At 60.5% G+C, this 25406-nt stretch carries 19 protein-coding genes; 13 read left to right on the forward strand and 6 right to left on the reverse strand.

From position 1 onward, the window contains the following. Window positions 1-35 precede the first annotated feature (35 nt). The 5 genes from ARB25_RS04040 to ARB25_RS04060 all read left to right on the forward strand — a co-directional run bounded on the left by ARB25_RS04040 (window position 36) and on the right by ARB25_RS04060 (window position 6426). Complete coding sequence (locus ARB25_RS04040; protein WP_229090562.1) at window positions 36-704, forward strand: SGNH/GDSL hydrolase family protein; 669 nt, start codon at window positions 36-38, stop codon at window positions 702-704. Window positions 705-811: 107 nt separating this feature from the next. Continuing rightward, window positions 812-2050 (forward strand): glycoside hydrolase family 88/105 protein, encoded by a 1239-nt coding sequence (locus ARB25_RS04045; protein WP_055285991.1) that lies wholly within the window; start codon window positions 812-814, stop codon window positions 2048-2050. Between the two features lies 1 nt (window position 2051). After that, on the forward strand, window positions 2052-2957 hold the full coding sequence (locus ARB25_RS04050) for a sugar phosphate isomerase/epimerase family protein (protein WP_055285993.1): 906 nt from the start codon (window positions 2052-2054) through the stop codon (window positions 2955-2957). Window positions 2958-3060: 103 nt separating this feature from the next. After that, window positions 3061-4278, forward strand: coding sequence for an FAD-dependent oxidoreductase (locus ARB25_RS04055; protein ID WP_055285995.1), 1218 nt, complete (start codon window positions 3061-3063; stop codon window positions 4276-4278). Window positions 4279-4476: 198 nt separating this feature from the next. Continuing rightward, entirely contained in the window at window positions 4477-6426 is a 1950-nt protein-coding gene (locus tag ARB25_RS04060) for an NAD(P)/FAD-dependent oxidoreductase (RefSeq protein ID WP_055285997.1), read from the forward strand. Between the two features lie 118 nt (window positions 6427-6544). Here the strand turns inward: ARB25_RS04060 and ARB25_RS04065 are convergent, their stop codons facing one another. The 3 genes from ARB25_RS04065 to ARB25_RS04075 all read right to left on the reverse strand — a co-directional run bounded on the left by ARB25_RS04065 (window position 6545) and on the right by ARB25_RS04075 (window position 9080). After that, window positions 6545-7186 carry an RpiB/LacA/LacB family sugar-phosphate isomerase gene (locus tag ARB25_RS04065; protein ID WP_055285999.1) on the reverse strand — a complete coding sequence of 214 codons (642 nt, stop codon included), beginning with the start codon at window positions 7184-7186 and terminating at the stop codon, window positions 6545-6547. Window positions 7187-7417: 231 nt separating this feature from the next. Then, window positions 7418-8227, reverse strand: a complete 810-nt coding sequence (locus ARB25_RS04070) for a gluconate 5-dehydrogenase (RefSeq protein WP_055286000.1) — start codon at window positions 8225-8227, stop codon at window positions 7418-7420. Between the two features lie 160 nt (window positions 8228-8387). Beyond that, window positions 8388-9080, reverse strand: coding sequence for a FadR/GntR family transcriptional regulator (locus ARB25_RS04075; protein ID WP_055286002.1), 693 nt, complete (start codon window positions 9078-9080; stop codon window positions 8388-8390). Window positions 9081-9314: 234 nt separating this feature from the next. On the opposite strand from ARB25_RS04075, the gene ARB25_RS04080 reads away from it, so the two are divergent. After that, window positions 9315-10676 carry a GntP family permease gene (locus ARB25_RS04080; protein WP_055286004.1) on the forward strand — a complete coding sequence of 454 codons (1362 nt, stop codon included), beginning with the start codon at window positions 9315-9317 and terminating at the stop codon, window positions 10674-10676. A gap of 108 nt (window positions 10677-10784) precedes the next feature. Beyond that, window positions 10785-12563, forward strand: coding sequence for a dihydroxy-acid dehydratase (gene ilvD, locus ARB25_RS04085; protein WP_216595106.1), 1779 nt, complete (start codon window positions 10785-10787; stop codon window positions 12561-12563). Window positions 12564-12812: 249 nt separating this feature from the next. Here ilvD and ARB25_RS04090 read toward each other — a convergent pair whose 3' ends face one another. Then, window positions 12813-13904 carry an ATP-binding protein gene (locus ARB25_RS04090; protein ID WP_055286006.1) on the reverse strand — a complete coding sequence of 364 codons (1092 nt, stop codon included), beginning with the start codon at window positions 13902-13904 and terminating at the stop codon, window positions 12813-12815. A gap of 590 nt (window positions 13905-14494) precedes the next feature. Here ARB25_RS04090 and ARB25_RS04095 point away from each other — a divergent pair. Further along, window positions 14495-15187 (forward strand): GntR family transcriptional regulator, encoded by a 693-nt coding sequence (locus ARB25_RS04095; RefSeq protein WP_055286008.1) that lies wholly within the window; start codon window positions 14495-14497, stop codon window positions 15185-15187. A gap of 392 nt (window positions 15188-15579) precedes the next feature. Here ARB25_RS04095 and eda read toward each other — a convergent pair whose 3' ends face one another. Both eda and ARB25_RS04105 read right to left on the reverse strand, forming a co-directional pair. Beyond that, on the reverse strand, window positions 15580-16221 hold the full coding sequence (gene eda / locus ARB25_RS04100) for a bifunctional 4-hydroxy-2-oxoglutarate aldolase/2-dehydro-3-deoxy-phosphogluconate aldolase (protein WP_055286010.1): 642 nt from the start codon (window positions 16219-16221) through the stop codon (window positions 15580-15582). Window positions 16222-16474: 253 nt separating this feature from the next. Next, the gene (locus ARB25_RS04105; RefSeq protein ID WP_055286012.1) at window positions 16475-17509 is read right to left on the reverse strand and encodes a sugar kinase; all 1035 of its coding nucleotides are present in this window, start codon (window positions 17507-17509) and stop codon (window positions 16475-16477) included. A 235-nt stretch (window positions 17510-17744) separates the two neighbouring features. On the opposite strand from ARB25_RS04105, the gene ARB25_RS04110 reads away from it, so the two are divergent. The 5 genes from ARB25_RS04110 (at window position 17745) to ligA (ending at window position 25296) form a co-directional block, all read left to right on the forward strand. Then, complete coding sequence (locus ARB25_RS04110) at window positions 17745-18767, forward strand: LacI family DNA-binding transcriptional regulator (RefSeq protein WP_055286013.1); 1023 nt, start codon at window positions 17745-17747, stop codon at window positions 18765-18767. 134 nt (window positions 18768-18901) lie between these two features. Continuing rightward, the gene (locus tag ARB25_RS04115; RefSeq protein WP_055286015.1) at window positions 18902-20239 is read left to right on the forward strand and encodes a glutamine synthetase family protein; all 1338 of its coding nucleotides are present in this window, start codon (window positions 18902-18904) and stop codon (window positions 20237-20239) included. Between the two features lie 50 nt (window positions 20240-20289). After that, on the forward strand, window positions 20290-20952 hold the full coding sequence (locus ARB25_RS04120; RefSeq protein ID WP_055286016.1) for a response regulator transcription factor: 663 nt from the start codon (window positions 20290-20292) through the stop codon (window positions 20950-20952). 207 nt (window positions 20953-21159) lie between these two features. Beyond that, complete coding sequence (locus tag ARB25_RS04125) at window positions 21160-22620, forward strand: S1C family serine protease (RefSeq protein WP_055286018.1); 1461 nt, start codon at window positions 21160-21162, stop codon at window positions 22618-22620. Between the two features lie 447 nt (window positions 22621-23067). Further along, entirely contained in the window at window positions 23068-25296 is a 2229-nt protein-coding gene (gene ligA / locus ARB25_RS04130) for an NAD-dependent DNA ligase LigA (protein ID WP_055286020.1), read from the forward strand. The last annotated feature ends 110 nt before the right edge of the window (window positions 25297-25406 follow it).

Below are 25406 nucleotides of genomic sequence, written 5' to 3' on the forward strand. Positions count from 1 at the left end.
TGTATGGCCGCCAATGGGCGGATGAGGAGAAGATTATGGAAACGAAGAACTTGAGTGAATCGACCATTTGCTGCTTTGGCGATTCGACCACATGGGGGGATAACGGATGCGGCGCAGGCGGCAACGACATCTCTTGGACTTCGCATCTGGGCGCGTTGCTGGGAGGTGCAGTCGTCGAGAACTTTGGCATCAAGGGTTCGCGTATCGCCATCAAGGCCGACCGCAGCGATTCATTTGTCGAGCGCTTGGACGGCATCGACGATGCGGCCGATGTCTATGTTGTCTTTGGCGGCGTTAACGACTTTAGCCGCAACGTGCCGCTTGGCGAGTTGGGCAGCACCGATGTGCATGAGTTCTATGGTGCGGTCGACTATCTGATCCGAACCATCACGGCGCGCTCACCTCAGGCAAAGCTCGTGTTTATGACGCCATGCAAGACGAGTGGTAAGCACGAGAAGGATATCCCGGCAAGCGACGAGCTCAACCACCTGGGGTTGACGCAGGCCGCCTACGTGCGAGCGATGCTTGAAGTCTGCGACCGCTACTCCGTGCCGGTGATTGACCTGTATGCGCAAAGCGGCATCAGCCCGTTTTTGCCGGAGCACCGCGAGCTCTATATGCCGGACGGTCTGCATTACAGTCCTGCCGGCTATGAGCGCCTGGCGCATCGCATCGCCGCGGGTCTCACCGCCGTTTGCCGCTAAAAGTCTGCCGTTTGCGGGGAATATAGGGTTAACGTTCACCCTATATTCCCCGTTCGCGTTACACTAGGGGTAACGTTCACCTATCATTAACGTCAGAGGGGACAGCAATGGGTTGCAATCAAATCCTGGACCGTTATATCGAGCAGTTGATCGAAACCTCTACGCCGCAGGCGCCGGCTTGGAATATCGAAAAGATTCGTGCCGGTAAGGAGAACACCTGGAACTATATCGACGGCTGCATGATCAAGGCGCTCATCGAACTGTACGAGATCACGGGCGAGCAGCGCTACCTGACCTTTGCCGACGACTACATCGATTTCTTTGTCCAGGACGACGGCACCATCAAGCATTACAACCCGCAGGAGTACAACCTCGATAACGTCAATGCGGGCAAGACCCTCTACAAGCTCTATGACCTGGTGGGCAAGCCCAAGTATCGCGCCGCCATGGATACCATCTATCGTCAGCTCGAAACCCAGCCGCGTACCAAAGAGGGCGTGTTTTGGCACAAGGCCGTCTATCCCAACCAGATCTGGCTCGACGGCATGTATATGGCGCAGCCGTTCTACATGCAGTATGAGCTGAGCTTCCACAACCGTCGTGCCTGCTCGGACAGCTTCCATATGTTCCAGGTTGTGCATGACCTGATGCGCAACCCCCTCAACGGTCTGTACTATCACGCTTACGACGCGAGCCGCAAACAGTTCTGGTGCGACCCGGTCACCGGCCTTTCGGCTAACTTCTGGCTGCGCGCCGAGGGCTGGTTTGCCATGGCGCTCATCGACACCTGGGAGCTTATGCCGCCTTCGATGTCGGCCGAGAAGGACGAGATCCGCAAGATGTTCCACGATCTGATCGACGCCATGCTGCCGTATCAGGACGAGAAGACCGGCATGTGGCACCAGGTCATCAACCTGCCCAATATCGCCCCCAACTACCTGGAGGAGTCGGGCAGCGCGATCTTTGCCAACGCCATCATGAAGGGCGTGCGTCTGGGCGTGTTGGGTGAGCGCTACTACCAGTACGGCCGTCGCGCCTTCGACGGCATCTGCGAGACCTGCCTTTCCGAGCACGATGGCCAGCTGGCGCTCGACAACATCTGCCTGGTCGCGGGCTTGGGAAACACCGCGCACCGCGAGGGCACGTTTGGTTACTACATGAGCGAGCCTATCGTCAAAAACGATGCAAAGGGTGTGGCGCCGCTGGTGCTTGCCTATATCGAGACCATGCATCACGACAAACTGGCCGGCAGGCACGACCCGCTTGCTCCCTCGGGCGTGTGCTCCATCGAGGACCCGTTTGGCGGATACACTCCGGGCATCAATGCCCGTAAGGGGTGTGAATAGCATGGAGGCCATTACTCCGGGCGTACGTTTACACGACCTTCCGCAGGGGACCGTAGAGGAACGCATTCGCATGGCAGGAGAGCTGGGATTTTCGTGCATTCAGCTGCCGAGCAAGGTGCTCTACGCATCGATGGGGATCGATCGAGGCGGCCTGACCCGCGAGCTTGCCGACCATTTGCGCGCGGTGCTCGACGAGGCGGGCGTTTCGGTCGCCGTGCTCGGCTGCTATAAGAATTTGGCGATGCCCGATCGCCAACAGCTCATGGATAACTTTGCCGAGTACGAGGCATGCTTGAACTTTGCCCAGATGCTCGGCGGATGCCCGGTTGGCACCGAGACCGGTCGCCCCAATGCGCAGAACCGCGTCGCGGACGACCGCATGACCGACGAGGCACTCGATACGTTTGCAGACGGGCTTGCACGCGTCTGCGATCGGGCCGAGGCCGTGGGTGGGCAAATACTGATCGAGCCCGGTTGGAACGAGACGGTTAATACGCCAGATCGCTGCCGTGAGGTACTGGAGCGCGTCTCGAGCCCGTCGCTCGGCGTGATCTATGACCCAGTGTCGCTGCTGCATCCCAGTGTCGTTGACGAAGCGCAGGAAATCACAGCGCGCATGCTCTACTTATGCGGCAGTAAGATCCGCGTGCTGCACGCCAAGGATTTTGAGGTCGTTGATAACGAGGACGAAGCAGGTTGGTGCGACGGTACGGGTTCACGCCTGGTGTGCCACGGCGTGGGCGAGACGGGTCGCTATGACTTTGAGCCCGTGGTGGCCTGGGCGGCTGCCGCCTGCCCTGGGATTCCCTGCGTGGTCGAGAACAGCGTGCCGGCGACGGCGGCTGACTGCCTGGCGACACTCGAGCACATGTCCGCTCGCTGCGGGGCTTCGCATCGCGAGTTATAGCATTGGCTTTTGCCGTGTCGGCAGATTGAGATTACCTGTATGGGGGCGGCGGTGAAGGGTCTTTATCGTCGCCCCATTGGATTGAATCAAAAAAGGGAGTTGCGTGGCTATCCACATTGTCGAAGAGGCGAATCGTTGCCTAGGTTGCAAAAGGGCATTCTGTCAGCTTAAGGGCTGCCCGGTTCAGACGCCTATTCCGCAGGTCATTGACCTGTTCAAACAGCGTCGTCTAGAAGAGGCAGGCGAGCTGCTGTTCCAGAACAATCCCATGAGTGCGGTCTGCTCCATGGTGTGCAACCATTCGGGCCAGTGCGAGGGTGCTTGCATCCAGGGCCGCAAGGGCACACCCGTACATTTCTCGAGCATCGAGAACTATATCTCCACGGCGTATTTGGACCGCAAAGGGTGGAGACCCGCGCCGTCGCGCGGCAAGCAGGTCGCCGTGGTCGGCTCCGGCCCAGCCGGCATTACCGTGGCAATTAAGATGGCGCAGCTGGGTTGCGCCGTCACTGTTTTTGAGCAGCGGCCCGAGATCGGCGGTGTGCTGGAATACGGTATCCCCGAGTTCCGCCTGCCCCGTGCGCTCGTGCAAAAGTACCGTCATGTGATGTGCTCGCTTGGCGTGCGCGTGCGCCCCTCGACCACCATCGGTGGCGCGCTGCATATCGACGACCTGCTGCGCGACGGCTACGATGCGGTCTTTGTTGGTACCGGTACCTGGCGTGCCCGCAAACTGGGCATTCCCGGCGAGTCGCGCGGCAACGTGCTGTTTGGTATCGATTACCTGGTCGATCCCTCGAGCGTGGCGATCGGGCAGAACGTGGCGGTCATCGGTGCCGGTAATGTGGCCATGGATGTGGCCCGCACGGCGCTGCGTTCGGGTGCTCGCAAGGTCACTGTGTATGCACGCTCGCGCCATATCTCGGCCATCGACGACGAGGTCGAGCTGACCGAGCTTGACGGTGCCGAGATTGTGTGCGGCAAGGCGATCTGCGCCATCGACGATAACGGTCCGGTGTTCGAGACGGCTATCTTTGACGAGGACAACAACGTGGTGGGCTACGAGGAGGAGCTCGACCATGCGTCTGCCGACACAGTTGTGATTGCAGCTTCGCAGGTGCCCAAAGACAAGCTTGTGCTTACAACGGGCGGCCTAGAGACCGACCATCGTGGCCTGCTTTCGGTCGATGAGAACGGTATGACCACCGTGCCTGGCGTCTTTGCCGCCGGCGACGTGGTTAACGGCCCGCTGACGGTTGTTCACGCCGTAGCCGGCGCCAAGCTCGCCGTCGAAGGCATGACTACCTATCTGGGCCTCTAACTCCATCCCACCCATCAGCTGCGGTGAAATACGGACTGTTTTGGCTGTCAAAAGCCTTATCTACTCCGTATTCCACCGCAACTTTTTGGGGGTTGAGCAGAGACTGGGGGAGCGCGTGCGGTCGGGTGCTGCACGGTTGCTGGTACGATAGGTACGTCAGCAACTGCCGCCGAGCGGCTCAAATGAAAGGAACCCTGTATGGAGTCCTCTGCCTATCCAATGCTCTTTAGCCCGATCAAGGTCGGTACGACCGAGGTCAAGAACCGCGTCTTTATGCCGCCGGTGTCCACCAACCTGGCCGATCATGGCTATGTGACCGACGACTTGGTCGATCATTACCGTGCCCGCGCCAAGGGCGGCGTGGGCCTCATCATCACCGAGGTCGTGACGGTCGAGCCTACCTATACCTATCTGCCGGGTGACATGTGCTGCTACGACGACACGTTTATCCCTGGCTGGGAAAAGCTCGCCGCGGCCGTCCACGAGTATGGCTGCAAGATCATGCCGCAGCTCTTCCACCCCGCCTACATGGCCTTTAACATTCCGGGTACGCCGCGCCTGATCGCTCCGTCCTTTGTGGGCCCGTCCTATGCCCGCGAGGCGCCGCGCCCCATTACGGTCGATGAGATTCACGAGCTCACGCATCAGTTTGGCGACGCTGCCGTGCGTATGCAGAAGGCCGGTGTCGATGGCGTCGAGGTCCATGCGGCGCACGCCCACGGCATGCTCGGCGGTTTCTTGACCCCGCTCTATAACAAGCGTACCGATGAGTACGGCGGCTCGCTCGACGCCCGCATGCGCTTTTTGCTCGAGGTCATCGCCGAGATTCGCGAGCGCTGCGGCAAGGACTTTATCATCGACGTCCGCATCTCGGGCGATGAGTACACCGATGGCGGCCTGACCCTCAACGACATGATCTATGTCTCGCGTCGCTTGGAGAAGGCCGGCGTCGACATGATTCACGTGTCGGGCGGTACCACCATCAAGCGCGGTTCCGCAATTCCCGCCGCCGGTACTCAGCAGGCCTCGCATGCCGCCTGCTCGCGCGAGATCAAAAAGCACGTCAACATTCCCGTTGCCACCGTCGGACGCATTAACGAGGCTTGGATCGCCGAGGAGCTGATCGAGGACGGTGCCGCCGACATCTGCATGATGGGCCGCGCCAATCTGTGTGATGCCGAGTTCTGCAACAAGGCCGCTGCCGGCAACGCCGACGATATTCGCCCCTGCATTGGCTGCCTGCGCTGCCTGAACGGCATTATGTTTGGCAAACGCATCTCCTGCACCGTTAATCCGGACGTGGAGCGCGACGAGGCTGGCTACGAGCCTGCCGCCGAGGCCAAGAACGTGCTCGTTGTGGGCGCTGGTCCTGCGGGCATGGAGGCGGCGTTCATTGCCGCCAAGCGCGGCCACAACGTGGTGCTCGTGGACAAGCAGGACGAACCGGGCGGCGAGATGCGTATCGCAGCCGTTCCGCCGGCAAAGCAGGAACTCACCCGTGTGATCAAGTATCAGTATCGTCGTCTGGCCGAGGCGGGCGTGAAGTGCGTCTTTGGTACCGAGCTCTCGGCCGAGGACATTCAGCGCGACTACGCGGGCTACGAGGTTGTCCTGGCTTATGGCGCTGAGCCCATCGCCCCGGCCTTCATGCAGGGCTTTAAGCAGGTTATGACGGCTGACGACCTGCTGGGTGGCAAGGCTTTCCCGGGCAAGAAGATCGTCATCGTGGGCGGCGGCACCGTCGGTTGCGAGACAGCAGATTACCTGGCCCCGCTGGTCAACGACCTGTCGCCGGCCAATCGCGATGTCACCGTCATCGAGATGACCAAGACGCTCGCTGCCAACGAGGGCGGTGCCGGTCGCGCGGTGCTCATCACGCGCATGCTCTCCAAGGGCGTCCACGTGCTGACCGAGGCCAAGGTGACCGAGATCACCGAGGACACCATCAGCTACGAAAAGGACGGCGAGGTCCACACCATCACCGGTGCCGATACGCTGGTGCTGGCGATGGGCTACCGTCCCAATACCAAGTTGGCCGACGACCTTGCCGCTGCCGGCGTTGCCACCCACGTGCTGGGCGATGCCAACAAGTGTGGCAACATCCGCGATGCCATCGGCGATGGCTATAAGGTTGCCTGCGAGCTCTAGTTAATCCCTTGGTGCATGGGGCCTGTCCCCGCGGCGTCAGTCGGTAGATAGTAAAAAGCGGCGGTCGTCCCGTACGTGGGACGACCGCCGCTTGCGTTAGCTGCAATGAGTTGTGCGATTAGAGGCCTAGGATCTCCTTGACCTTGGCGATGATGGCCTCGTCGGTTGCGTTGGCAAAGAAGTACTCCTGGAAGTGCTCGCCGGCAAGTGCGCCCTTCACCAGGTCCTGGTCGAGCTCGTCCAGGATGTCGACGAGCGGACGCATGGTCACAGCGCGGACGCCGTCGAGGATCTTCTTGTTGCGCTGCTCGGGCTCAACACGCTCGGCAGGATAGCCGTTGCCCGAACCAAAGCCAAAGAGCTTCTCGAAGGTGTACTCGAGATTGAGCTCCTGGCCCCAGCCGTTCTTGAGGGCGAAGGGCATGGCGACGGCGTTGCCATCGTTGACCTGGGCAAAGGTGTAGGCGTCGAGCGGGTCGGCAACGTGGCCGCACAGCACGCCGGGGAAGGAGTTGCAGGCGAGCATGGCGCCCTCGCCGGTGCCGCAGCCGGTCACGACGTAGTCGGCAGCGCCGGAGTTGAGCAGCACGGCGGCCAGGATGCCGTTCTGCACATAGGTGAGGGGCTTGGAGTCGGCGTCGGCATACATGCCATAGTTAAAGACGGTGTGGCCCATGGGCTCGACAACCTTCTTAAGGGCAGCCTCGATCATAGGGTTCTTGGAGTTCTGAGAGTTCTCATTGATCAGAGCGATTTTCATTGCGAATTACCTTCCTATTTCTAACTTGCGGTGGAATAGTTCCTATTTATCCTGATAGATGGCCTATACAGGAACTATTTCACCGCAACTATTACATTGGCCTTAATGTGGGCGTGCGGTGAGCGAGCGGGCTTGAGGCGGAGCAGGTTGCCTTGAAAGAGGAGGGAAGCGTACTTGGGTACGCGACCGACGATTGAAAGGCAAGATGCCCGTCTCAAGCCCGCGCAGCGCCTAAGCAGGTTGCTTGCCGATGTAAGCCAGAATGCCGCCGTCGACGTAGAGGATGTGGCCGTTGACGAAGTTCGATGCATCGGAAGCCAAGAACACGGCGGGGCCCTTCAGGTCCTCGGGCGTGCCCCAACGGGCGGCCGGCGTCTTGGCAATGATGAACTGGTCAAACGGGTGACGGCTGCCGTCGGGCTGCGTCTCGCGCAGCGGCGCGGTCTGCGGCGTGGCGATGTAGCCGGGCCCAATGCCGTTGCACTGGATGTTGGCCTCGCCAAACTCGGAGCAGATGTTCTTGGTGAGCATCTTCAGGCCGCCCTTGGCCGCGGCATAGCCGGCGATGGTCTCGCGGCCCAGCTCACTCATCATCGAGCAGATGTTGATGATCTTGCCGTGGCCCTTGGCGATCATGCCGGGCAGGCAGGCCTTGGACACGATAAACGGTGCGTTGAGGTCAATATCGACGACGCGGCGGAAGTCCTCGGCGCTCATGTCGAGCATCGGGGTACGCTGGATGACGCCGGCGTTGTTGACCAGGATGTCGGGTGTGGTGCCAAAGTCGGCCTCGATCTTGGCGATGAGCTCGGCAACGACGGCCTCGTCGGTGACGTCGGCAACATAGCCGTGAGCGTCAAAACCCAGCTCACGGTAGTGCTTCTCGGCCTCGGCTACTTTGTCGGCGTGACGGGCGTTAAAGGCGATTTTGGCGCCGGCCTCTCCGAGCGCCTCGGCAATGGCCATGCCAATGCCGTAGGTGGCGCCGGTCACGAGCGCGACCTTGCCATCCAGGCGGAAGCTGTCCATAAGATCAGACATAGCGATCCTTTCAAAAGAAACGTTCATCTATAAAAGTCATGCTTCTCATACAAGGTCAGTATAGGTGAAGCGGCGTAATAGCCACCCCTTATTTCCTAAAATCAGGTGAACGTTCACTTTTAAAAGGCGAACGACAGTCTTGTCCTTGCCGCACGGACGTTTATTCGCCCTGTTCCTGCGTGCCCTCTGCGATCATGTTGCGGTTATACACCAGGTGCAGATACATCGCGTCGTGCGCGGCGGTGGGATTGCGCGAGGCGATGGCGTCGGCCACATCGCGGTGCGTGCGGATAGTTTCCTCGACGAGCTTTTTGCCGGTCACGTCGATAAAGAGGGGGACGGATGCCTTGAGCACGCCCATCAGGCGGGGAACGACGAGGTTTCCGGAGCTCTCGGCAATGGCATTGTGGAACGCGGTGTCGGCGGCGGAGTAATCCTCACCGGCCTCGGCCAGGCGCTCGGATTCGTCGCAGAGCTCTTTGATACAGACGACCTGGTCGTTGGTTGCGTGCTCGGCTGCCATGCGTGCCATCTGCGGCTCGACCATAAAGCGCACCTCGAGTAGGTCCCGCGCCAGACGCTGCTTGTCGTCGATAAAGGTAAAGCCCAGCGGGTCGTCGGCAACGCCGGGGTTTGACGCCACATAGGTGCCCGAACCCTGCTTAATGCGCACGATATTGCGCGACTGCAGCAACTTCATGGCCTCGCGCACGGTGCTCCTGCCGGCGCCCAAGCGCTCGACCAGCACGGTTTCCTTAGGCAGGCGATCGCCTTGCTCAAGGTGTTCATCCAGAATCAATTGAATGATTTTCTCCGATATTTGCTCGGGGAGTCCCGATTCGGCGCGGGCCATAGCTATACCTTTCATTACAAAATTCATCTGAGCTATTTTAGCGCACCACGGATGCGATATTGGCCGCTGGATTTGAGTCGGGCGGCTTAGATATACCGTTCGCAGCGCAAATACGACCGTTTACCAAATACATCAGATGTATTTCGAACAAATTTCAAAATGAAACATCAGACCTTTCCAAAACACGCTATAGTCATCAGACGAATTCAAAAGGTCTGATGAATTGGAGGAAAGATGTCAGACCCAACGTTTATGGCCGACCCCACCAGGTTGGTCATCGCCGCCATCGTGGGCATCGCGCTGCTGCTTGCGCTCATCATCAAGTTCAAGCTGCACCCCGTGCTGTCGATGATGGTCTCGGCGCTCGTGATCGGTATCGGAGCCGGCATGCCGCTCGACATGGTGGCAGACACCGTCACCAAGGGCGTGGGCACCACGCTGCAAAACATCGCCCTGCTCATTGGCCTGGGATCGATGTTTGGCCAGATTTTGGAGGAGAGCGGCGGCGCCAAGAAGATCGCCCAGACCTTCATTAACACCTTTGGCCAGGGCCACTCCAGCTGGGCGCTGGGCATCACCGGTCTGGTCATCGGCACCACGGTGTTCTTTGAGGCCGGCGTGGTCGTTTTGATCCCGCTTGCCTTTAGCGTGGCATCGCAGACCAAAAAGTCGACGCTCTACTACGGCATCGCGCTGCTCGCGGGACTTGCCGCTGGCTATGCGTTCGTGCCGCCATCGGCCGGGTCGGTTTTGGTCGCCGGCACGCTCGGTGTCGACCTGGGCACCATGATTCTCGTCGGTATCCCCACCGCCTTCATCGCCATGGCGATTGCCGGCGTCATCTGGGGCCGCAACGTGGGCGGCCGCATCTTTACGGACGTTCCCGAGCATTTCACTTCCGCCGAGGGGGCGAGCGACGACAAGGAGCTTCCCTCCTTTGGCATGGTGCTCGCGATCGTGCTCACGCCGCTTTGTCTGATTTTGCTGGGCACGTTGTCCTCTTATATCCCCATGCCCGCCGAGCTCGCCTCGGTTCTTGCCTTCCTGGGCAAGCCGTTCGTCGCTTTGACGTTTGCCACGCTCGTCGCGATGTATCTGCTGGGCGCGCGCCGCGGCTACTCCGGCGCTGAGCTCAAGGCCTTGCTCGACCGCTCTCTTAAGCCCGTCGGCATGATCTTGCTGGTTATCGCTTGCGGCGGCGTCATTCGCTGGATGCTGCAGGACTGCGGCTTGGGCCAGGTTATTGGCCCTATGCTCGAGGCTTCACCGCTGCCTTTGGTGGTTGTTGCCTTTTTGATTGCCGTCATGGTGCGTGCCTCTGTCGGCAGCTCCATCGTCGCTATGACCATGGCATCGGGCATTATGGCCGCCATGCCCGCGGTTGCCGGAGCCTCAGTGCTCATGCGTGCCGCTATCTGTCTTGCTATCTGCGGCGGTGCCACGGCCCTCTCGCACGTCAACGATGCCGGTTTTTGGATGTGCTCCTCGTTCCTGGAGATTGACGAGAAGACCACCCTCAAGTCCTGGACCGTTATGGAGACGCTCATCGGCCTTTCGGGTCTTGCCTGCGCCCTGGTGATTTCGTTCTTCGCCTAGTTCGCGTGGCTAAGCATCTTTTGCCGAGCGCATCGCTCGGTACCCATTTACACCTGATTCATTAACCAACGATTGGTACAACCGTTCAAATCAAAAGAGGAGAGCATCATGGACGAGAAGACCAAGGCACAGATTCAGCAGGAGGCAGCCGACCTGGTTGCCAAGCTGCAGCCGCGTTCCGGCAAGTTCCGCACCATCAGCCCCGAGATGGACCCGCTGCGTCTGGGCTCTGGCTGGACCATCGAGGATCTGGACAAGCCGCAGGTCATTATCGAGTCGACGTTTGGCGACTCGCACCCGGGTTCTGCCGGCCTGTTTGATCTGGTCGAGGAGGTCCGTGCTGGCGTTGCCGAGGCTGGCGGTCACGGTGCCCGTTACTTCTGCACCGATATCTGCGACGGCGAGGCCCAGGGCCACGACGGCATCAACTACTCGCTGCCCAGCCGCGACATGATCGCCAACATGATCGAGATTCACGCCAAGGCCACCCCGTTCGATGCCGGCGTCTTTGTCGCCAGCTGCGATAAGGGCCTGCCTGCGAACCTTATGGCCATGGGCCGCATCAACATCCCCTCCATCGTCGTTACCGGCGGTGTCATGGATGCCGGTCCCGATCTGTTGACCCTGGAGCAGCTCGGCGCGATTTCTGCCCGTTACGAGCGCGGCGAGATCTCTCGCGAGGAGCTTGAGTTTGCCAAGCACAACGCATGCCCCAGCTGCGGCGCCTGCTCGTTTATGGGCACCGCGTCGACCATGCAGGTTACCGCCGAGGCCCTGGGCCTTATGCTCCCCGGCACGGCCCTGCTGCCCGCTACCAGCTCCGACCTGCGTGAGTTTGCGCGCGAGGCCGGCCGCCAGTCCGTGTGGCTCTCCGAGCACAACCTGTGCCCCCGCGACATCGTGACCAAGGAGTCCTTCGAGAACCTCATCATGGTCCACGGCGCCATCTCCGGTTCCACCAACTCGCTGCTGCACATCCCCGCGATTGCCCGCGAGTTTGGCATCGAGATGTCCGCCGACGACTTCGATCGCCTGCACCGTGGCGCCCACTACCTGCTCAACGTTCGCCCCGCAGGTGAGTGGCCGGCGCAGTTCTTCTACTATGCGGGCGGCGTGCCGCGCATCATGGAGGAGATCAAGTCGATGCTCCACCTCGACGTTATGACCGTCACCGGCAAGACTCTCGGCGAGAACCTCGAGGACCTCAAGAACAACGGTTACTACGAGAAGTGCGGTCGTTACCTTGAGAAGTGGAATCTCAAGCGCGAGGACATCATCCGTCCGTTTGACCAGGCCTTCGGCACCGACGGTTCCATCGCCATCCTCCACGGCAATCTTGCTCCCGAGGGCGCGGTCGTCAAGCACACCGTCGTTCCGCGCGAGATGTTCCAGGCTACGCTCAAGGCCCGTCCGTTCGACTGCGAGGAGGACGCCATTCACGCCGTCCTGACGCACGAGGTCAAGCCCGGCGATGCCGTTATCATTCGCTATGAGGGACCCAAGGGTTCCGGTATGCCCGAGATGTTCTACACCACCGAAGCTATCGCCAGCGACCCCGAGCTGGGCGCGAGCATTGCCCTGATCACTGACGGCCGCTTCTCCGGCGCCTCCAAGGGTCCGGCTATCGGTCACGTTTCGCCCGAGGCTGCCGTGGGCGGCCCGATTGCCCTGATCGAGGAAGGCGACCTTATCCGAATCAACATCCCCGAGCGCTCGCTGTCCATCGTGGGCATCGCCGGTAAGGAGATGGAGCCGGCCGAGGTCGACGCCGTCCTGGCCGAGCGTCGAGCCGCTTGGAAGCCCAAGGCTAATCGCTATACCTCCGGCACGCTCAAGTTCTTTACTGAGCATGCAGTTTCCGCCATTCAGGGTGGCTACATGGAGTAGCGCCCATGCGCATCAAATATCTCCTCTCATAGATGCGCGGCACGAAAAGCTCCGAGCTTGCACGAGCTCGGAGCTTTTTTCGTCTGGATTGGGGACGCATAGCCGGACGTAAACAATTTGCGTCTGGTAATAAGCGCACGAAAGCGCAATTTTCGTCTTAATTCCGGATGCAAATCAAGACGAAAATCGTTTACGTCTGCTTTAAATCCGTACGAAAACGGTTTTCGTCTTGCAGGGCAGTTGCCGTTTCTACAGTTCAACTTCCAGTTCGGCTTTGTGCTCGTAGAGGTAGTCGCGCATGTAGGGGATGGCAAATGAGACCTTGCCGTACGAGGGAGCCTCGATAATCGATTCTCTTAACAGGCGGCTGCGGACGGAACTCACCTGTTGAGGCGTTTTGTTTAGGGCATCGGCAACCATGCTGGTCGAGCTCGTCTGCCCCAAAGATGCCATGCTCAGCAGATAAACGATGCACGTGGGCGGAATGCGCCGCAGCGCGGGCTCAATCACCATGGCGCAGAAGCGTTCGCGTGCCGTTGCAATGCCACGCTCGGCTTCTTCTTCTCCAATAATCGTTGTATGTGCGCGTCTTGCCAACTGCCATGCGTAGTATCCAACGAGTTGGATCATGAAAGGATAACCTTGCGTTGCCTCGGCAAGTTGGCCGGCAATACCTGGCTGCAACTCCATGCCAGACGCTTCAATGGTTTCCTCGAGGGAGTACGACACTTCGGTTACTGCCACAGCCTTCAGGTCAAAGGGGAGGGCACGGCGCAAAAACGTAAGTGTCTTTCCGTTGATGATGCTTTCAATCATCGAAGGCAGCCCCGCAAAAACAAAGGCGATATCAAGGTCTTCGCCGATAACCTGCTGAATCGCAATGGAGAGCGTTCGGACCTCATCGAGCTCTGCGTCTTGAACCTCGTCGAGAGTGATGAGCAGGCCATTTCCATTCTTGGATATTGTCTGTCTCATGGCGTCGCGTAGCGATGGGCCGATTCGCTCAATATCTATGCTGCCGATGGATATGCCAGCTACGGTGGGCTCAAATCTGGCGTGTTTGGCCTGGAATTTGGGCTGCAGCTGTTCGAGAATGCGCTGGCAAAGTCCCTCGGTTGCGACCTCTTTTATGACCGTCCAGCCACGGCTTTGCGCCAAACGTGAGCACTCGTCAAGGAGGACCGTCTTGCCCGTTCCACGGACGCCGGCTATGCGCATTAGGCGCCCAGGGGCACCAGGCCCGTTGGTGAGGCCTTCACTGAATTCTTCAAGTACATCTTCGCGGCCGATAATCGTGGGAGGTGTTTTACCTGCTGTGGGCTTAAAAGGGTTTGTTTGCATGTGAGCCACCTTTGCTCAAGATATAGCAAGATATAGCAAAGTATAGCAAGATATTGCAAAGTATAGTGAGATATAGCAAAGTATAGTGAGATATAGCAACGTATAGCGCTGTTCTCGGGTTCTTACGGTGGTGCTATTTTCCGAATGCCGCGCGGATAAAGCGCTGGGCGAACAGCTTGTTGGCAACTCACGAGGGCTCGGGGTGCCAATTTGGGGTGCAGTAGTGCTGCGCCACGAAAAGGGCCTATCTACTACGTTTAAGCCGCAGGGGTCAACCATAGTCGGCTTTTTCGAAAATCGACAAGCTGTCTACCTGCGGTTTTGTTTTTGCACTTTTCAGCATGGTCTGGGCTCTCCGCGTTAACGTAGTAGATGGGCCCCTTTTGTGGCAAGGGGCCGACCTGCGGCTCAGGGTAGCCAAAAAAGCCACGTCCCAAAAAGACTGTTGGAAGTTGCGGTGGAATAGTTCCTGTTTTTGCTGCTGAAGGCTTTGAGCAGGAACTATTCCACCGCAACTTATGAGGGGGGCGGGGGATGCGATAGTATTGCATGGTGGTATTCGATTAACCGAGGCTTCATCCGAGGGCTTTATGGAACAACACCAGCATTATCAGAGCCTGCAAGACCAGGCGTACAACGCATTGCGGTCCAAGATCATCTATGCCGAGCTCAAGCCCGGCACGCGCCTTTCGGCGATTGGTCTGGAAAAAGAGACGGGAATCGGGCGCACACCCATTCGCGAGTCCTTTGTGCGTCTGCGCGAGCAGGAGCTGGTGGAAACGCGTCCCAAAAGCGGTACCTATGTCTCAAAAATCAGCATGGAGCGCGCCGAAAACGCCTGCTTTTTGCGCGAGAAGCTCGAGAGAAGCGTGCTTATTAAATGCTGTTCGGCCGCCTCGCCCGAGCAAAAGCAGCGGATTGAGCAGATCCTTGCCGAGTCCGAGTCGCTCGACCATAGCGAAACACGTCGTTTCTTTGACCTGGACAACCTGTTCCATGAGACGTGTTTTGAGATTGCCGGTCGTCACATGTTGTGGGATTGGATGAAGAGCATCAACACGCATTTTGAGCGATACAACTGGTTGCGTATGGTGTCGCAGGATTTGGATTGGGAGCCGATTCGTCGGCAGCATCGCCGGATTCTCGAGGCCATTAAGGGGGGCGATACCGACACGGCGAGCTATCTGGCAGAGACGCACCTGCACCTGATGCCCGAGGAGCAGGGCCCGGTTATCGCCTTGCATCCCGACTATTTTGAGCTGTCCAAAGACTCGGCCATCTAACTCGCCCCCTTCATTAGTTGCGGTGAAATAGGGATTGTTTTGCGGCTCTGATGGTGTAGGCAGTCCGTATTCCACCGCAAGTGACGGGGCACATCGGGGCACGAAAAAGCTGCGGCGCTGCTTGGAGGAAAAGACCGGAAGCAAGAGTCCATTCCTCCAGACGGCGCCGCAGCTGTTTTGGTGGCTCGGCTTTTGTCGAAGTGGCTCAGTTGAGCGCGGTTGCCAACCGAGTAGGCAAAGCGGCTCGGGGGCGTGTCGCTTCCGTCACGTTCTATCAGCATACAAGACGTTTTCGGTTCTTGTCCGTGACGGAAACGGCGCGCTTCCGAGCCGCTTTAAAAGAAAGGGGGCGAGGTCTAGGGCACGCCCCCTTTCACGATAGAGAGCTAAACCTAGCCGCGGACCTTCTTGACGACGTCCATGGCCTCGCGGGCGATCTGCTCGACCTTGGAGAAGTCGCCGTCGGCAAACAGGGCCGGCTTGACCATCCAGGTGCCACCGCAGGCGATGATGGCGGAGGAGCTCAGGTACTCCTCGACGTTGGCGGTGCTCACGCCGCCGGTAGGCATAAAGCGGTGACCGACAAACGGAGCGGCGAGGGCCTTGATGGTGTTCAGGCCGCCATACTGGGACGCGGGGAAGAACTTGGTGACCTTGAGGCCCAGGTTCTCGGCTGCGGTGACCTCGGAGGGGGTCACGGTTCCGGGAAGGACGGGCAGGTCGATGTCGATGCAGTGCTTCACGACGTCCTCGTTGTAACCCGGGGAGACGATGAACTTGGCACCGGCTGCGCGGGCCTGCTCAACCTGCTCGACGGTCAGGACAGTGCCGGCGCCAACGCACATCTCGGGCTCGGCCTCGGCCATAGCGGCGATGCACTCGGCGGCGCAGGCGGTGCGGAAGGTGACCTCGGCGGACTTCATGCCAGCTGCCATAAGGGCGTGGGCGAGCGGAGCGGCGTCCTCGACCTTGTCGAGCACAACGACCGGCACGATGCCCAGGGACTCAAGCGTGGTGTAGAACTGATCGAACATGATGTTCCTTTCGATGTGTGGCGCGCATGGGCGCGTGATTGCCAAATGTGCTGGTCAGGAGCCGATTTTGGATTGGTTATCGGAGGCACTGCTTGGGGTTCAAGCAATTCCAAAACCGGCTGCTCGACCAGTCATGTAGGAAATGCCAGGCAAAACCGGAATGGGACTGGTGGTTTTGCCCGGCCGGAGGAATCGGGGAGCGGGCCGCAGGGGTATGGGATTGGAAAGCTGCGGCCCGCGGAATGGAGACGGACTAGCGTGCGACGCGAGTGCCACCGTCGGCGGCTGATGCCACGGCTGCGATCTCGTCAGCAGTCACCAGGTTGGAATCGCCCTTGATGGTGAGCTTGAGGATCGAGGCCGCAATCGCGTAGTTGACGGCGTCCTGCGGGTCAAAGTCGTTGATGAGGGCATGGACGAGGCCGGCGTTGAAAGCGTCGCCGGCGGCAACGCCCTCGAGCACGTGCACGTCGTGAGCGGGGGAGAACCAGTGCGCGCCGCTCTCGGCGTCATAGAGCATGCCCATCCAGATGGAGCGCTCGACGCAGGAGATGTTGCGGACGACCGAAGCGACCTTCTTGCAGCCGTACTCGGCGCAGATCTGACGGGCCATCTCGACGTAGGTGTCGCGCTCCTCAATGCCGTGGGCAAGGGAGCCGGAGACGCAGGTCATGCCGAGGCCGGCGGGTGCGTCCTCATCGTTGGCGATGCAGACGTCGACGAGCGGCAGGAGTTCCTTCATGGTGGCCTGCGACTTCTCGGGCGACCACATCTTGCCGCGATAATTCACGTCGCACACGGTCGTGATGCCCTTGGCGCGGCAGGCGGTGAGGGCATCCTTGCACGCAGCGGCCATCTCGTCGGAGACAGCGGGCGTCACGCCGGAGAAATAGAAGACATCGATGCCCTTGAGGATCTCGTCCCAATCAAAGACGTCGCGCTTGGCCATGTTAATGGCAGAGTACTTGCGGTCGTAGACGCAGCCGTTGCCGCGCTGCGAGGCACCGACCTCAAAGACATAGGAGCCCAGGCGATCGCCCTGACGTACGACGCGCGTGGTGTCGACGCCGTAGGCCTTCAGCGAGCGCAGAGCGCACTCGCCCAGACGGTTGGCCGGGACAACGGAGACGTAAGCGGCCTTGTCGCCCTGGTAGGCCAGGGAAAGCGCGGTGTTGGCTTCGGCGCCGCCGTAGCGGACATCAAACTCGGTCGCCTGCTCAATGCGCAGATGGTCTTTGGGCGAGAGCCTCATCATGATCTCGCCGAAGGTAAGAACCGTTTTACCCATGGTTGCGCAGCTCCTTCTTGCTCGTGCGTACACCTTTGATATGGCGTTGGCACGGAGGTGCCAAGACGGTAGGGTACATCTTTGCACCTACGTGCCAACGCTCGCCGAAATCGGTTTACGAAATCGGTTTCGTTTCGAGTTGTAGTATACTCACCTACAGCCTTTTGCAAGCGAGATTTTTAAAAAAATGCCTAAAATGGCTCAGACTGCTGACAATTGGGAAACGGGGTGCGCCATGGCGCAGATGAGAATCAAGGACATTGCCGCCGAGGCGGGCGTGAGCCCGGCCACGGTCTCGCGCTATCTCAACAACCGCCCCGGGCAAATGACCGAGGAGACCCGTGCTCGCATCGCCGAGGTCATCGAGCGCACCGGCTATCGCCCACGTGCTGCCGCGCGCAATCTGCGCAGCTCGCGTACCAACCTCATCGGTGTGATCCTGGCCGACATCGCCAACCCGTTCTCGAGCGCCATGCTTGAAGGACTTTCCGCCAGCGCCGCCGCGCGCGGCTGCTCGCTCATGACGGCCATTAGCGGCAACGACCCCGCTAAGGAGGCCGAGTCGCTCGCCAGACTTATCGATGCTGACGTGGACGGCCTGGTCGTCAACACCTGCGGAGGCAACGACAAGGCGATCGCCGCGGCCGCGGGGCGCCTGCCCGTTGTGCTGCTCGACCGCGACGTTGCCGACGGCGGTGTCGATCTGGTGACATCTAACAACCGTGAGCTGGTCGCCGGCCTGGTAGACGCCTTGACCGCCGCTGGCAGCGAGCGCCTGTGCCTGCTCACCGAGGCAAGCGACGACAGCCCCGTGCGTCGCAAGCGCGCCGAGGCCTTTACCGACGAGCTTTTGCACCGCGGCCTTGCCGGCGAGGTCGTCACCCTGGCCGACGGGGGCGCCACGGGCGTCGGCCGCCTGGACGAGACCATCCGCGGCTATGCAGGCAAAAAGCTCGGCCTCATTGCCGTCAACGGCTTGGTCTTCCTGCGTTTGACCGAGGCGCTGGCGCAGCTTGGTCCCTCGCTGCCGGCTGGTCTTAAGATCGCGACATTTGACGATTATCCCTGGAACCACGTGCTCTTTGGCGGTGTGACCACGGCCGCGCAAGACACCCTTACCATCGCCGAGCGCGTGGTCGAGCGCCTGTCCGAGCGCATCGACGTCGTCACCACCACGGTGGGCGAGGCCGCAAAGCTCGCCCCCAAGCGCATCGAGGTTCCTGGTCACATTGAACACCGCGCTTCGACTTCGCGCTAGCCGCTCGTTCGCAACGGCCTGTTCGCGCACGTTTTTTGAGCGCTTGATACGCTTTAACCCTGCGGAAACATTTTTCTGCGATAGTATCTGCGATATAGACCAGTCGAAACCCGCCCGAAAGAAAGGGGAGCGACATGAACCAGCAGAACATCGATTACGTACTCCGCTCCGTAGAGCAGCGTGACATCCGCTTTGTGCGTCTGTGGTTTGTCGACATTCTCGGCCGCCTCAAGAACTTTGCCATTAGCCCCGAGGACCTCGAGGTCGCTTTTGAGGAGGGTATTGGCTTTGACGGCTCCGCCATCGAGGGCTTTGCTACGCCCGAGGAAGCCGACATGCTGGCGTTCCCCGATGCTTCGACCTTCCAGATCCTGCCGTGGCGCCCGAGCCACAACGGCGTCGCCCGCGTGTTCTGCGACGTGTGCACCCCCGACCGCAAGCCGTTTGCCGGCGATCCGCGCGATGCCCTGCGCCGCATGTTCCGCAAGGCCGAGAAAGCTGGCTATCTGCTCAACGTGGGCGCCGAGCTGGAGTATTACTACTTCCCCGACGAGCACACCCCCGAGCCGCTCGACAACGTGGGCTACTTCGATCTTTCGGTGAGCGATGCCGCCCGCGACCTGCGCCGCAACACGGTCCTCACACTCGAGAAGATGTCCGTGCCCGTGGAGTACACCTTCCACGCCGCCGGCCGCTCGCAGCACGGCATGAGCCTGCGCCACGCCGAGGCCCTGAGCATGTCCGACGCCATCACCACGGCCAAACTCATCATTAAGCAGCAAGCTTACGAGAGCGGGTGCCACGCCTCCTTTATGCCCAAGCCGTTGGCGGGCGAGGACGGCAGCGCTATGTTCCTGTGCCAGTCGCTATTCGACCACGACGGCAACAACGTCTTTTGGGGCGAGGACGACGAGAAGTACCACCTCTCCGATATCGCCAAGCACTACATGGCCGGCATCTTGGCGCACGCGCGCGAGATCAGCGCCATCACTAACCCCACGGTCAACTCGTACAAGCGCATCACCACGGGTGGCGACTCCGTGCCGCAGTACGCCACGTGGGGCCTGCGCAACCGCGCGAGTATGGTCCGCATTCCGGTCTACAAGCCCGGCAAGCAGCTGTCCACGCGCATCGAGCTTCGTAGCCCCGACCCCATGGCCAACCCGTACCTGGTCAACGCCGTCACGCTGGCGGCCGGTCTCGACGGCATCGAGCGCAAGCTGGAACTCCCGCCCGAGGCCACGGCCGAGACGCTCAAGCTTACCGACCGCCAGATGGTCGAGGCCGGCTACACGCCGCTGCCGCGTTCGCTCAAAGAGGCGCTCGACGTGTTTGAGGACTCGCAGTTTATGAAGGATGCCCTCGGCGAGCATATCCATAGCTTCTTCCTCAAAAAGAAGCGCGACGAGTGGCATAAGTTTGAGTCTACGATCACCGAGTGGGAGATCAAGCACTACCTGGCGAACTCCTAATCGCGCTGGCTTGTTCCAGTACGATTGAGCTCATTTCTTTGGAGGCCGATATGTCCGAAAAGAGTGCCCTGTTCATGGCGCGCACGACGCGCTTCCACGAGTTTGCCCGCAGTTTGACGACCACCCTGGGTGTCGAGGTGAGCCTGGCCACGCCCGATTCGCCGACTGCGGCGCACGACTTTGACCTGCTGATCCTCGATTCCGACGGCATCCGCAGCGACCGCATCGATCAGATTGCCAAGTGGCTTGACGATCGCGGCGGCGTCCCCATGCTGGTGATCGTTGACGACGAGGCGCTTAGCACCCTGCGTCTGCCCAATCACGCGCATGCCGACTTTGTATGCCCCACGGCGACACCCAACGAACTCAAGGCTCGCGCGCAGCGCCTGATGGGCGAGGAGGAGACCGTCGCCGCCGACGATGTGCTCAACATCGACAACCTCGAGATTAACCTGGCTACCTACCAGGTGACACTCGATAACGAGCCCATCGACCTGACGCTGATGGAGTACTCGCTGCTGAGCTTTTTGGCAACGCACCCCAACCGTGCTTACAGCCGCGAGGTGCTGCTGCACCGCGTGTGGGGCTTTGAGTACTGCGGCGGCACGCGCACCGTCGACGTGCACATCCGACGCATCCGCTCCAAGGTGGGCCCGCAGATCGCGGCACACATCACCACCGTCCGCGGCGTGGGCTATCTGTTTAAGGACTAGATTTCCACCACAAAGGGGACAGGCACCTTTGTGGTGGTCTTGACGCAGGTGCGGGTCCTTTTGGGCCTGCAACAGAACTTAAGCCTTCCTAAAAGATTGCGTTCTCATACACGTGCACCCGCATATTGGGGTACAACTCAACGTGAACAATGATGGCCCGCCACATGTTTGGCGGGCCTTTGGTTATTTGACGAAAGGATCGTAGCTATGAGCGAGAACGATTCCCAGCGTCCCCAGGACGCGGGCAACGCCGGCGAGACTCAGCAACAGCCGCGCGTGCAGGTGGAGTCGACGCCTGCCGACGGCAACATTCCCTACGTGCAGGCCTACGACACGCAGACCGGCAAGCCGCTGGGCGGCCAACAGGTCGTGAACAAGCACACGGTGGTCAAGACCAAGACCAAAAAGCTGCCGATCTTTATTACGGCGCTCGCTGGTTGTGCGTGCGGCGCCCTGCTGGTCATCGCGCTCATTATGAGTGGCACGCTCGATATCGGCGGCGGCAGGAACGCCGTGACGGCGGGTGCTTCGGGTTCATCGACGCAAAAGATCACGATCGACTCCGAGGACACCACGCTGGCCGAGGCCGTATCTGCCAAGGCATTGCCCTCCGTCGTTTCCATTACCGCCACTTCGAGCGGCAGCCAGAATGGCTCGCTTTCGCAGTCTGCTGACGGGTCGGATAACTCGGGCAGTGTCGGTTCGGGCGTGGTGCTCGATACCGAGGGCCACATCCTCACCAACAACCACGTGGTCGATGGTTACGACCAGTACGTGGTGACCATGGACGACGGCACCACCTACGAGGCCGAGTTCGTGGGCAACGATGCTTCGAGCGACCTGGCCGTCATCAAGCTCAAGGACGCCGACGCCTCCAAGCTCACGCCGATTGAGAACGGTGATTCCTCCAAGCTCAACGTGGGCGAGTGGGTCATGGCGATCGGCTCGCCGTTCGGCAACGAGCAGTCCGTCTCCACGGGTATTGTGTCGGCGCTGTATCGCTCCACGGCTATGAGCTCTACCAGCGGCAACACTATCTATGCCAACATGATCCAGACCGATGCCGCCATCAACCCGGGCAACTCCGGCGGCGCGCTCGTTAACGACAATGGCGAGCTTGTGGGCATTAATTCGCTCATCGAGAGTTATTCGGGCTCCAGCTCGGGCGTGGGCTTTGCCATTCCGGTCAACTATGCCAAGAACATTGCCGACCAGATTATCGACGGCAAGACGCCGGTGCATCCGTACATGGGCGCTACGCTTTCGAGCGTCAATGCGCTCAACGCCCGCACCAACAAGCTGAGCACCGATAGCGGCGCGTATGTGGCGAGCGTCGTTGAGGATGGTCCTGCTGCCAAGGCCGGCATTCAGGAGGGCGATGTCATCACCAAGCTGGGCGACGACGAGATCACGAGCGCCGATGGCCTGATCATTGCTCTGCGCAGCCACGAGGTGGGCGAGAAGGTCGAGATCACACTCATGCGCGGCAAGGAAGAGAAGAAGGTCACGGTTGAGCTGGGCTCCGATGAGGAGCTGCAGAACCAGCAGCAGGACGACAGTTCGACCGACACCGGCAACGGCGGTATTACCGACGAGCAGCTGCGCCAGTATCTGGAGGAGCTGCTGGGCCAGCAGGGCCAGGGTCAGGGCTACGGCCAGGGCTACTAGCGAGCCGTTTCGCTCATACCGATACCAGAGGGGCTGTCCCACCAACGCGGGACAGCCCCTCTTTTCTTATTGATCCGTTGGGGACGGAGGAAAACGGATCACTTGGGGCTGACAAGAGGCCTGGTTCGTAATGGTCTGGACAGTTAGTTCAGATACGTATAAATCTGGGACAGCTTGGAATGCGTTTTGAGCAATTTTTGATTGGGATGGGGCTCGAATGGGTGTTTGGAAGGGAGAGTGGGACGTTTACATGGTCTCGAGGAGCCCGAATTCGTCGAAACAGGGGTGTTCGTGCCTGATTTAGCTCTAGGATTTATACGTATCTGAACTAACTGTCCACCCCAGTCTGGCGGCTGCCGATTCGGTGCGGTTTGAGACCGCTATTCGGCCTCATTGCGACCGGTGGTACTCTAGTATCCGTTTGAAATCGAGCGAAGGAGTGCCGCTATGGAGCAATCGAGCCTGTTTGGTGACGGCGTGGACATCGATACCGAAACGCCCGCGAGCACGGATACCGCCGTACCGGCCGATGCCCGTGCCCAGGCGGCAGCGCGTGCGGCCGAGCTGCGCCACGAGCTCGATTACCACGCCTATCGCTACTACATGCTCGATGCGCCCGAGATCACGGACGCCGCCTTTGACAAGATGCTCGTTGAGCTGCAGGAAATTGAGGCCACCTACCCCGACCTGGTGACGCCCGACAGCTATACCCAGCGCGTGGGCGGGTACGTGAGCGAGCAGTTTACGCCGGTCACGCACATGGCACGCATGTATTCCATGGACGATGCCATGGATCTGGACGAGCTCGACGCGTGGCTCCAGCGCGCCGAGGATGCGCTCGGTGCCGGCAGCGTCACCTATACCTGCGAGCTTAAGATCGACGGCCTGGGTGTGGCGCTTACCTACCAAAACGGCACCTTCGTACGTGCGGCCACACGTGGCGATGGCACCACGGGCGAGGACGTGTCGCTCAACGTGCGCACCATCAAGGATGTGCCCATGCACCTGTCCGAGCCGGCGCTCGCCCACATGGGCGCCGACCGCGAGCGCACCATTGAGGTACGCGGCGAGGTCTACATGCCCAAGGGCAGCTTTGTTCGTCTGAATGAAGAGGCCGATGCCGAGGGCCGCGACCCCTTCGCCAACCCGCGCAACGCCGCCGCCGGCAGCCTGCGCCAAAAGGATCCCAAGGTCACGGCGCGCCGCGACCTGGCCACCTTTATCTATGCCATCGCCGATACCGATCCGCTGCACGTCCACAGCCAGCGCGAGTTCCTCGATTGGCTGCGTAGCGCCGGCTTCAGCGTCAACCCTAACGTTGCCCGTTGCGCCACACCCGCCGAGGTTCACGAGTTCTGTGCCCAGGCGCTCGAACATCGCGGTGACCTGGATTACGACATCGACGGCGTGGTCGTAAAGGTCGACAGCTTCCAGCAGCAGCTCGACCTGGGCTTTACCGCCCGCGCGCCGCGCTGGGCCATCGCCTTTAAGTTCCCGCCCGAGGAAAAGCAGACCGTCCTGCGCGAAATTCGCATCCAGGTGGGCCGCACCGGTGTGCTCACACCGGTCGCCGAGTTCGACCCGGTGACGGTCGCTGGCTCCACCATCGCGCGCGCCACGCTGCACAACATCGACGAGATCCGCCGCAAAAACGTGCGCGAGGGCGACACTATCATCGTGCACAAGGCGGGCGACGTAATCCCCGAGGTTGTGGGCCCGGTGCTCGACAAGCGCCCGGTCGATTCGGTCGACTGGCACATGCCCGAGGTCTGCCCCGTGTGCGGCAGCCCCGTTGTCCACGAGGATGGCGAGGTCGCTTACCGTTGCGTCTCCATCGATTGCCCCGCACAGCTCAAGGAGCGCTTGCTCCACTGGGTGAGCCGCGGCTGCATGGACGTCGACGGCCTGGGCGACGAGATCGTCGACAAGATGATCGCCGCCGGCCTGATCCACGACGTCGCGGATTTCTATCAGCTCACAGTCGACAACATTGCCGGCCTGGACACGGGGCGCGTGTACGCCAGCTCTAACAGCAAAAAGGGCGTTAAGAAGGGCGATCCCATTCCGGTGGGCCTCAAGACGGCCGAAAAGATCGTCGCCGAGCTCAACAAGTCCAAGAGCCAGCCGCTCGGTCGCGTGCTGTTTGCCCTGGGCATCCGCCACGTGGGCAAGAGTGTGGGCGAGGTCATCGCCGAGCGATTCCTGTCGATTGACAAGCTCATTTTGGCGAGCGAAGAGGACATCGCCGAGTGCGAGGGCATCGGTCCCAAGATTGCGGCGAGCGTCAAGCAGTTCCTGGCCGTGCCCGAGAACCTTGCCGTGCTGGAGCGCCTGCGCCAGGCGGGCCTGTCGCTCGAGGTCGACTTGGGTGCCGCTCATGCGCAAGCCGCAGCCGACGCTGGCGTGGCAGGCGAGCTCGCCGACGCACAACCACTCGCAGGCCTGACCTTCGTGCTCACCGGCACGCTTGTCAACCGCACGCGCGACGAGGCGGGCGCGGCGCTCAAGGTGCTCGGCGCCAAGGTTTCGGGCAGTGTGTCGAAGAAGACGAGCTATCTGGTCGCCGGCCCCAAAGCGGGCTCCAAGCTCACCAAGGCCGAGCAGCTGGGTGTGCCCGTGTTGGACGAGGACGCGCTCGAGCAGATTCTTGCGACTGGTGAGGTGCCCCAGGCTTAGGACATCGATAATCAAATTAGAAAACCTCCCGGAAAGGTTGATACTTTCCGGGAGGTTTTTATTTGGGCGTGGTGGCGGGCAGCATGATCTGCGTCATGTAGGTTGCTGAG

Origin of the sequence: Collinsella aerofaciens (assembly GCF_001405375.1) — a bacterium.
Taxonomy (GTDB): domain Bacteria; phylum Actinomycetota; class Coriobacteriia; order Coriobacteriales; family Coriobacteriaceae; genus Collinsella; species Collinsella aerofaciens_F.

Coding starts and splice junctions, on each gene's coding strand:
- ARB25_RS04115 (WP_055286015.1), top strand. CDS start 18,902: ATGAACCAGCAGAACATCGATTACGTACTCCGCTCCGTAGAGCAGCGT.
- ARB25_RS04080 (WP_055286004.1), top strand. CDS start 9,315: ATGTCAGACCCAACGTTTATGGCCGACCCCACCAGGTTGGTCATCGCC.
- ARB25_RS04040 (WP_229090562.1), top strand. CDS start 36: ATGGAAACGAAGAACTTGAGTGAATCGACCATTTGCTGCTTTGGCGAT.
- ARB25_RS04050 (WP_055285993.1), top strand. CDS start 2,052: ATGGAGGCCATTACTCCGGGCGTACGTTTACACGACCTTCCGCAGGGG.
- ARB25_RS04125 (WP_055286018.1), top strand. CDS start 21,160: ATGAGCGAGAACGATTCCCAGCGTCCCCAGGACGCGGGCAACGCCGGC.
- ARB25_RS04070 (WP_055286000.1), bottom strand. CDS start 8,227: ATGTCTGATCTTATGGACAGCTTCCGCCTGGATGGCAAGGTCGCGCTC.
- ARB25_RS04075 (WP_055286002.1), bottom strand. CDS start 9,080: ATGGCCCGCGCCGAATCGGGACTCCCCGAGCAAATATCGGAGAAAATC.
- ARB25_RS04105 (WP_055286012.1), bottom strand. CDS start 17,509: ATGGGTAAAACGGTTCTTACCTTCGGCGAGATCATGATGAGGCTCTCG.
- eda (WP_055286010.1), bottom strand. CDS start 16,221: ATGTTCGATCAGTTCTACACCACGCTTGAGTCCCTGGGCATCGTGCCG.
- ARB25_RS04095 (WP_055286008.1), top strand. CDS start 14,495: ATGGAACAACACCAGCATTATCAGAGCCTGCAAGACCAGGCGTACAAC.
- ARB25_RS04110 (WP_055286013.1), top strand. CDS start 17,745: ATGGCGCAGATGAGAATCAAGGACATTGCCGCCGAGGCGGGCGTGAGC.
- ARB25_RS04045 (WP_055285991.1), top strand. CDS start 812: ATGGGTTGCAATCAAATCCTGGACCGTTATATCGAGCAGTTGATCGAA.
- ARB25_RS04065 (WP_055285999.1), bottom strand. CDS start 7,186: ATGAAAATCGCTCTGATCAATGAGAACTCTCAGAACTCCAAGAACCCT.
- ligA (WP_055286020.1), top strand. CDS start 23,068: ATGGAGCAATCGAGCCTGTTTGGTGACGGCGTGGACATCGATACCGAA.
- ARB25_RS04120 (WP_055286016.1), top strand. CDS start 20,290: ATGTCCGAAAAGAGTGCCCTGTTCATGGCGCGCACGACGCGCTTCCAC.
- ARB25_RS04060 (WP_055285997.1), top strand. CDS start 4,477: ATGGAGTCCTCTGCCTATCCAATGCTCTTTAGCCCGATCAAGGTCGGT.
- ARB25_RS04090 (WP_055286006.1), bottom strand. CDS start 13,904: ATGCAAACAAACCCTTTTAAGCCCACAGCAGGTAAAACACCTCCCACG.
- ilvD (WP_216595106.1), top strand. CDS start 10,785: ATGGACGAGAAGACCAAGGCACAGATTCAGCAGGAGGCAGCCGACCTG.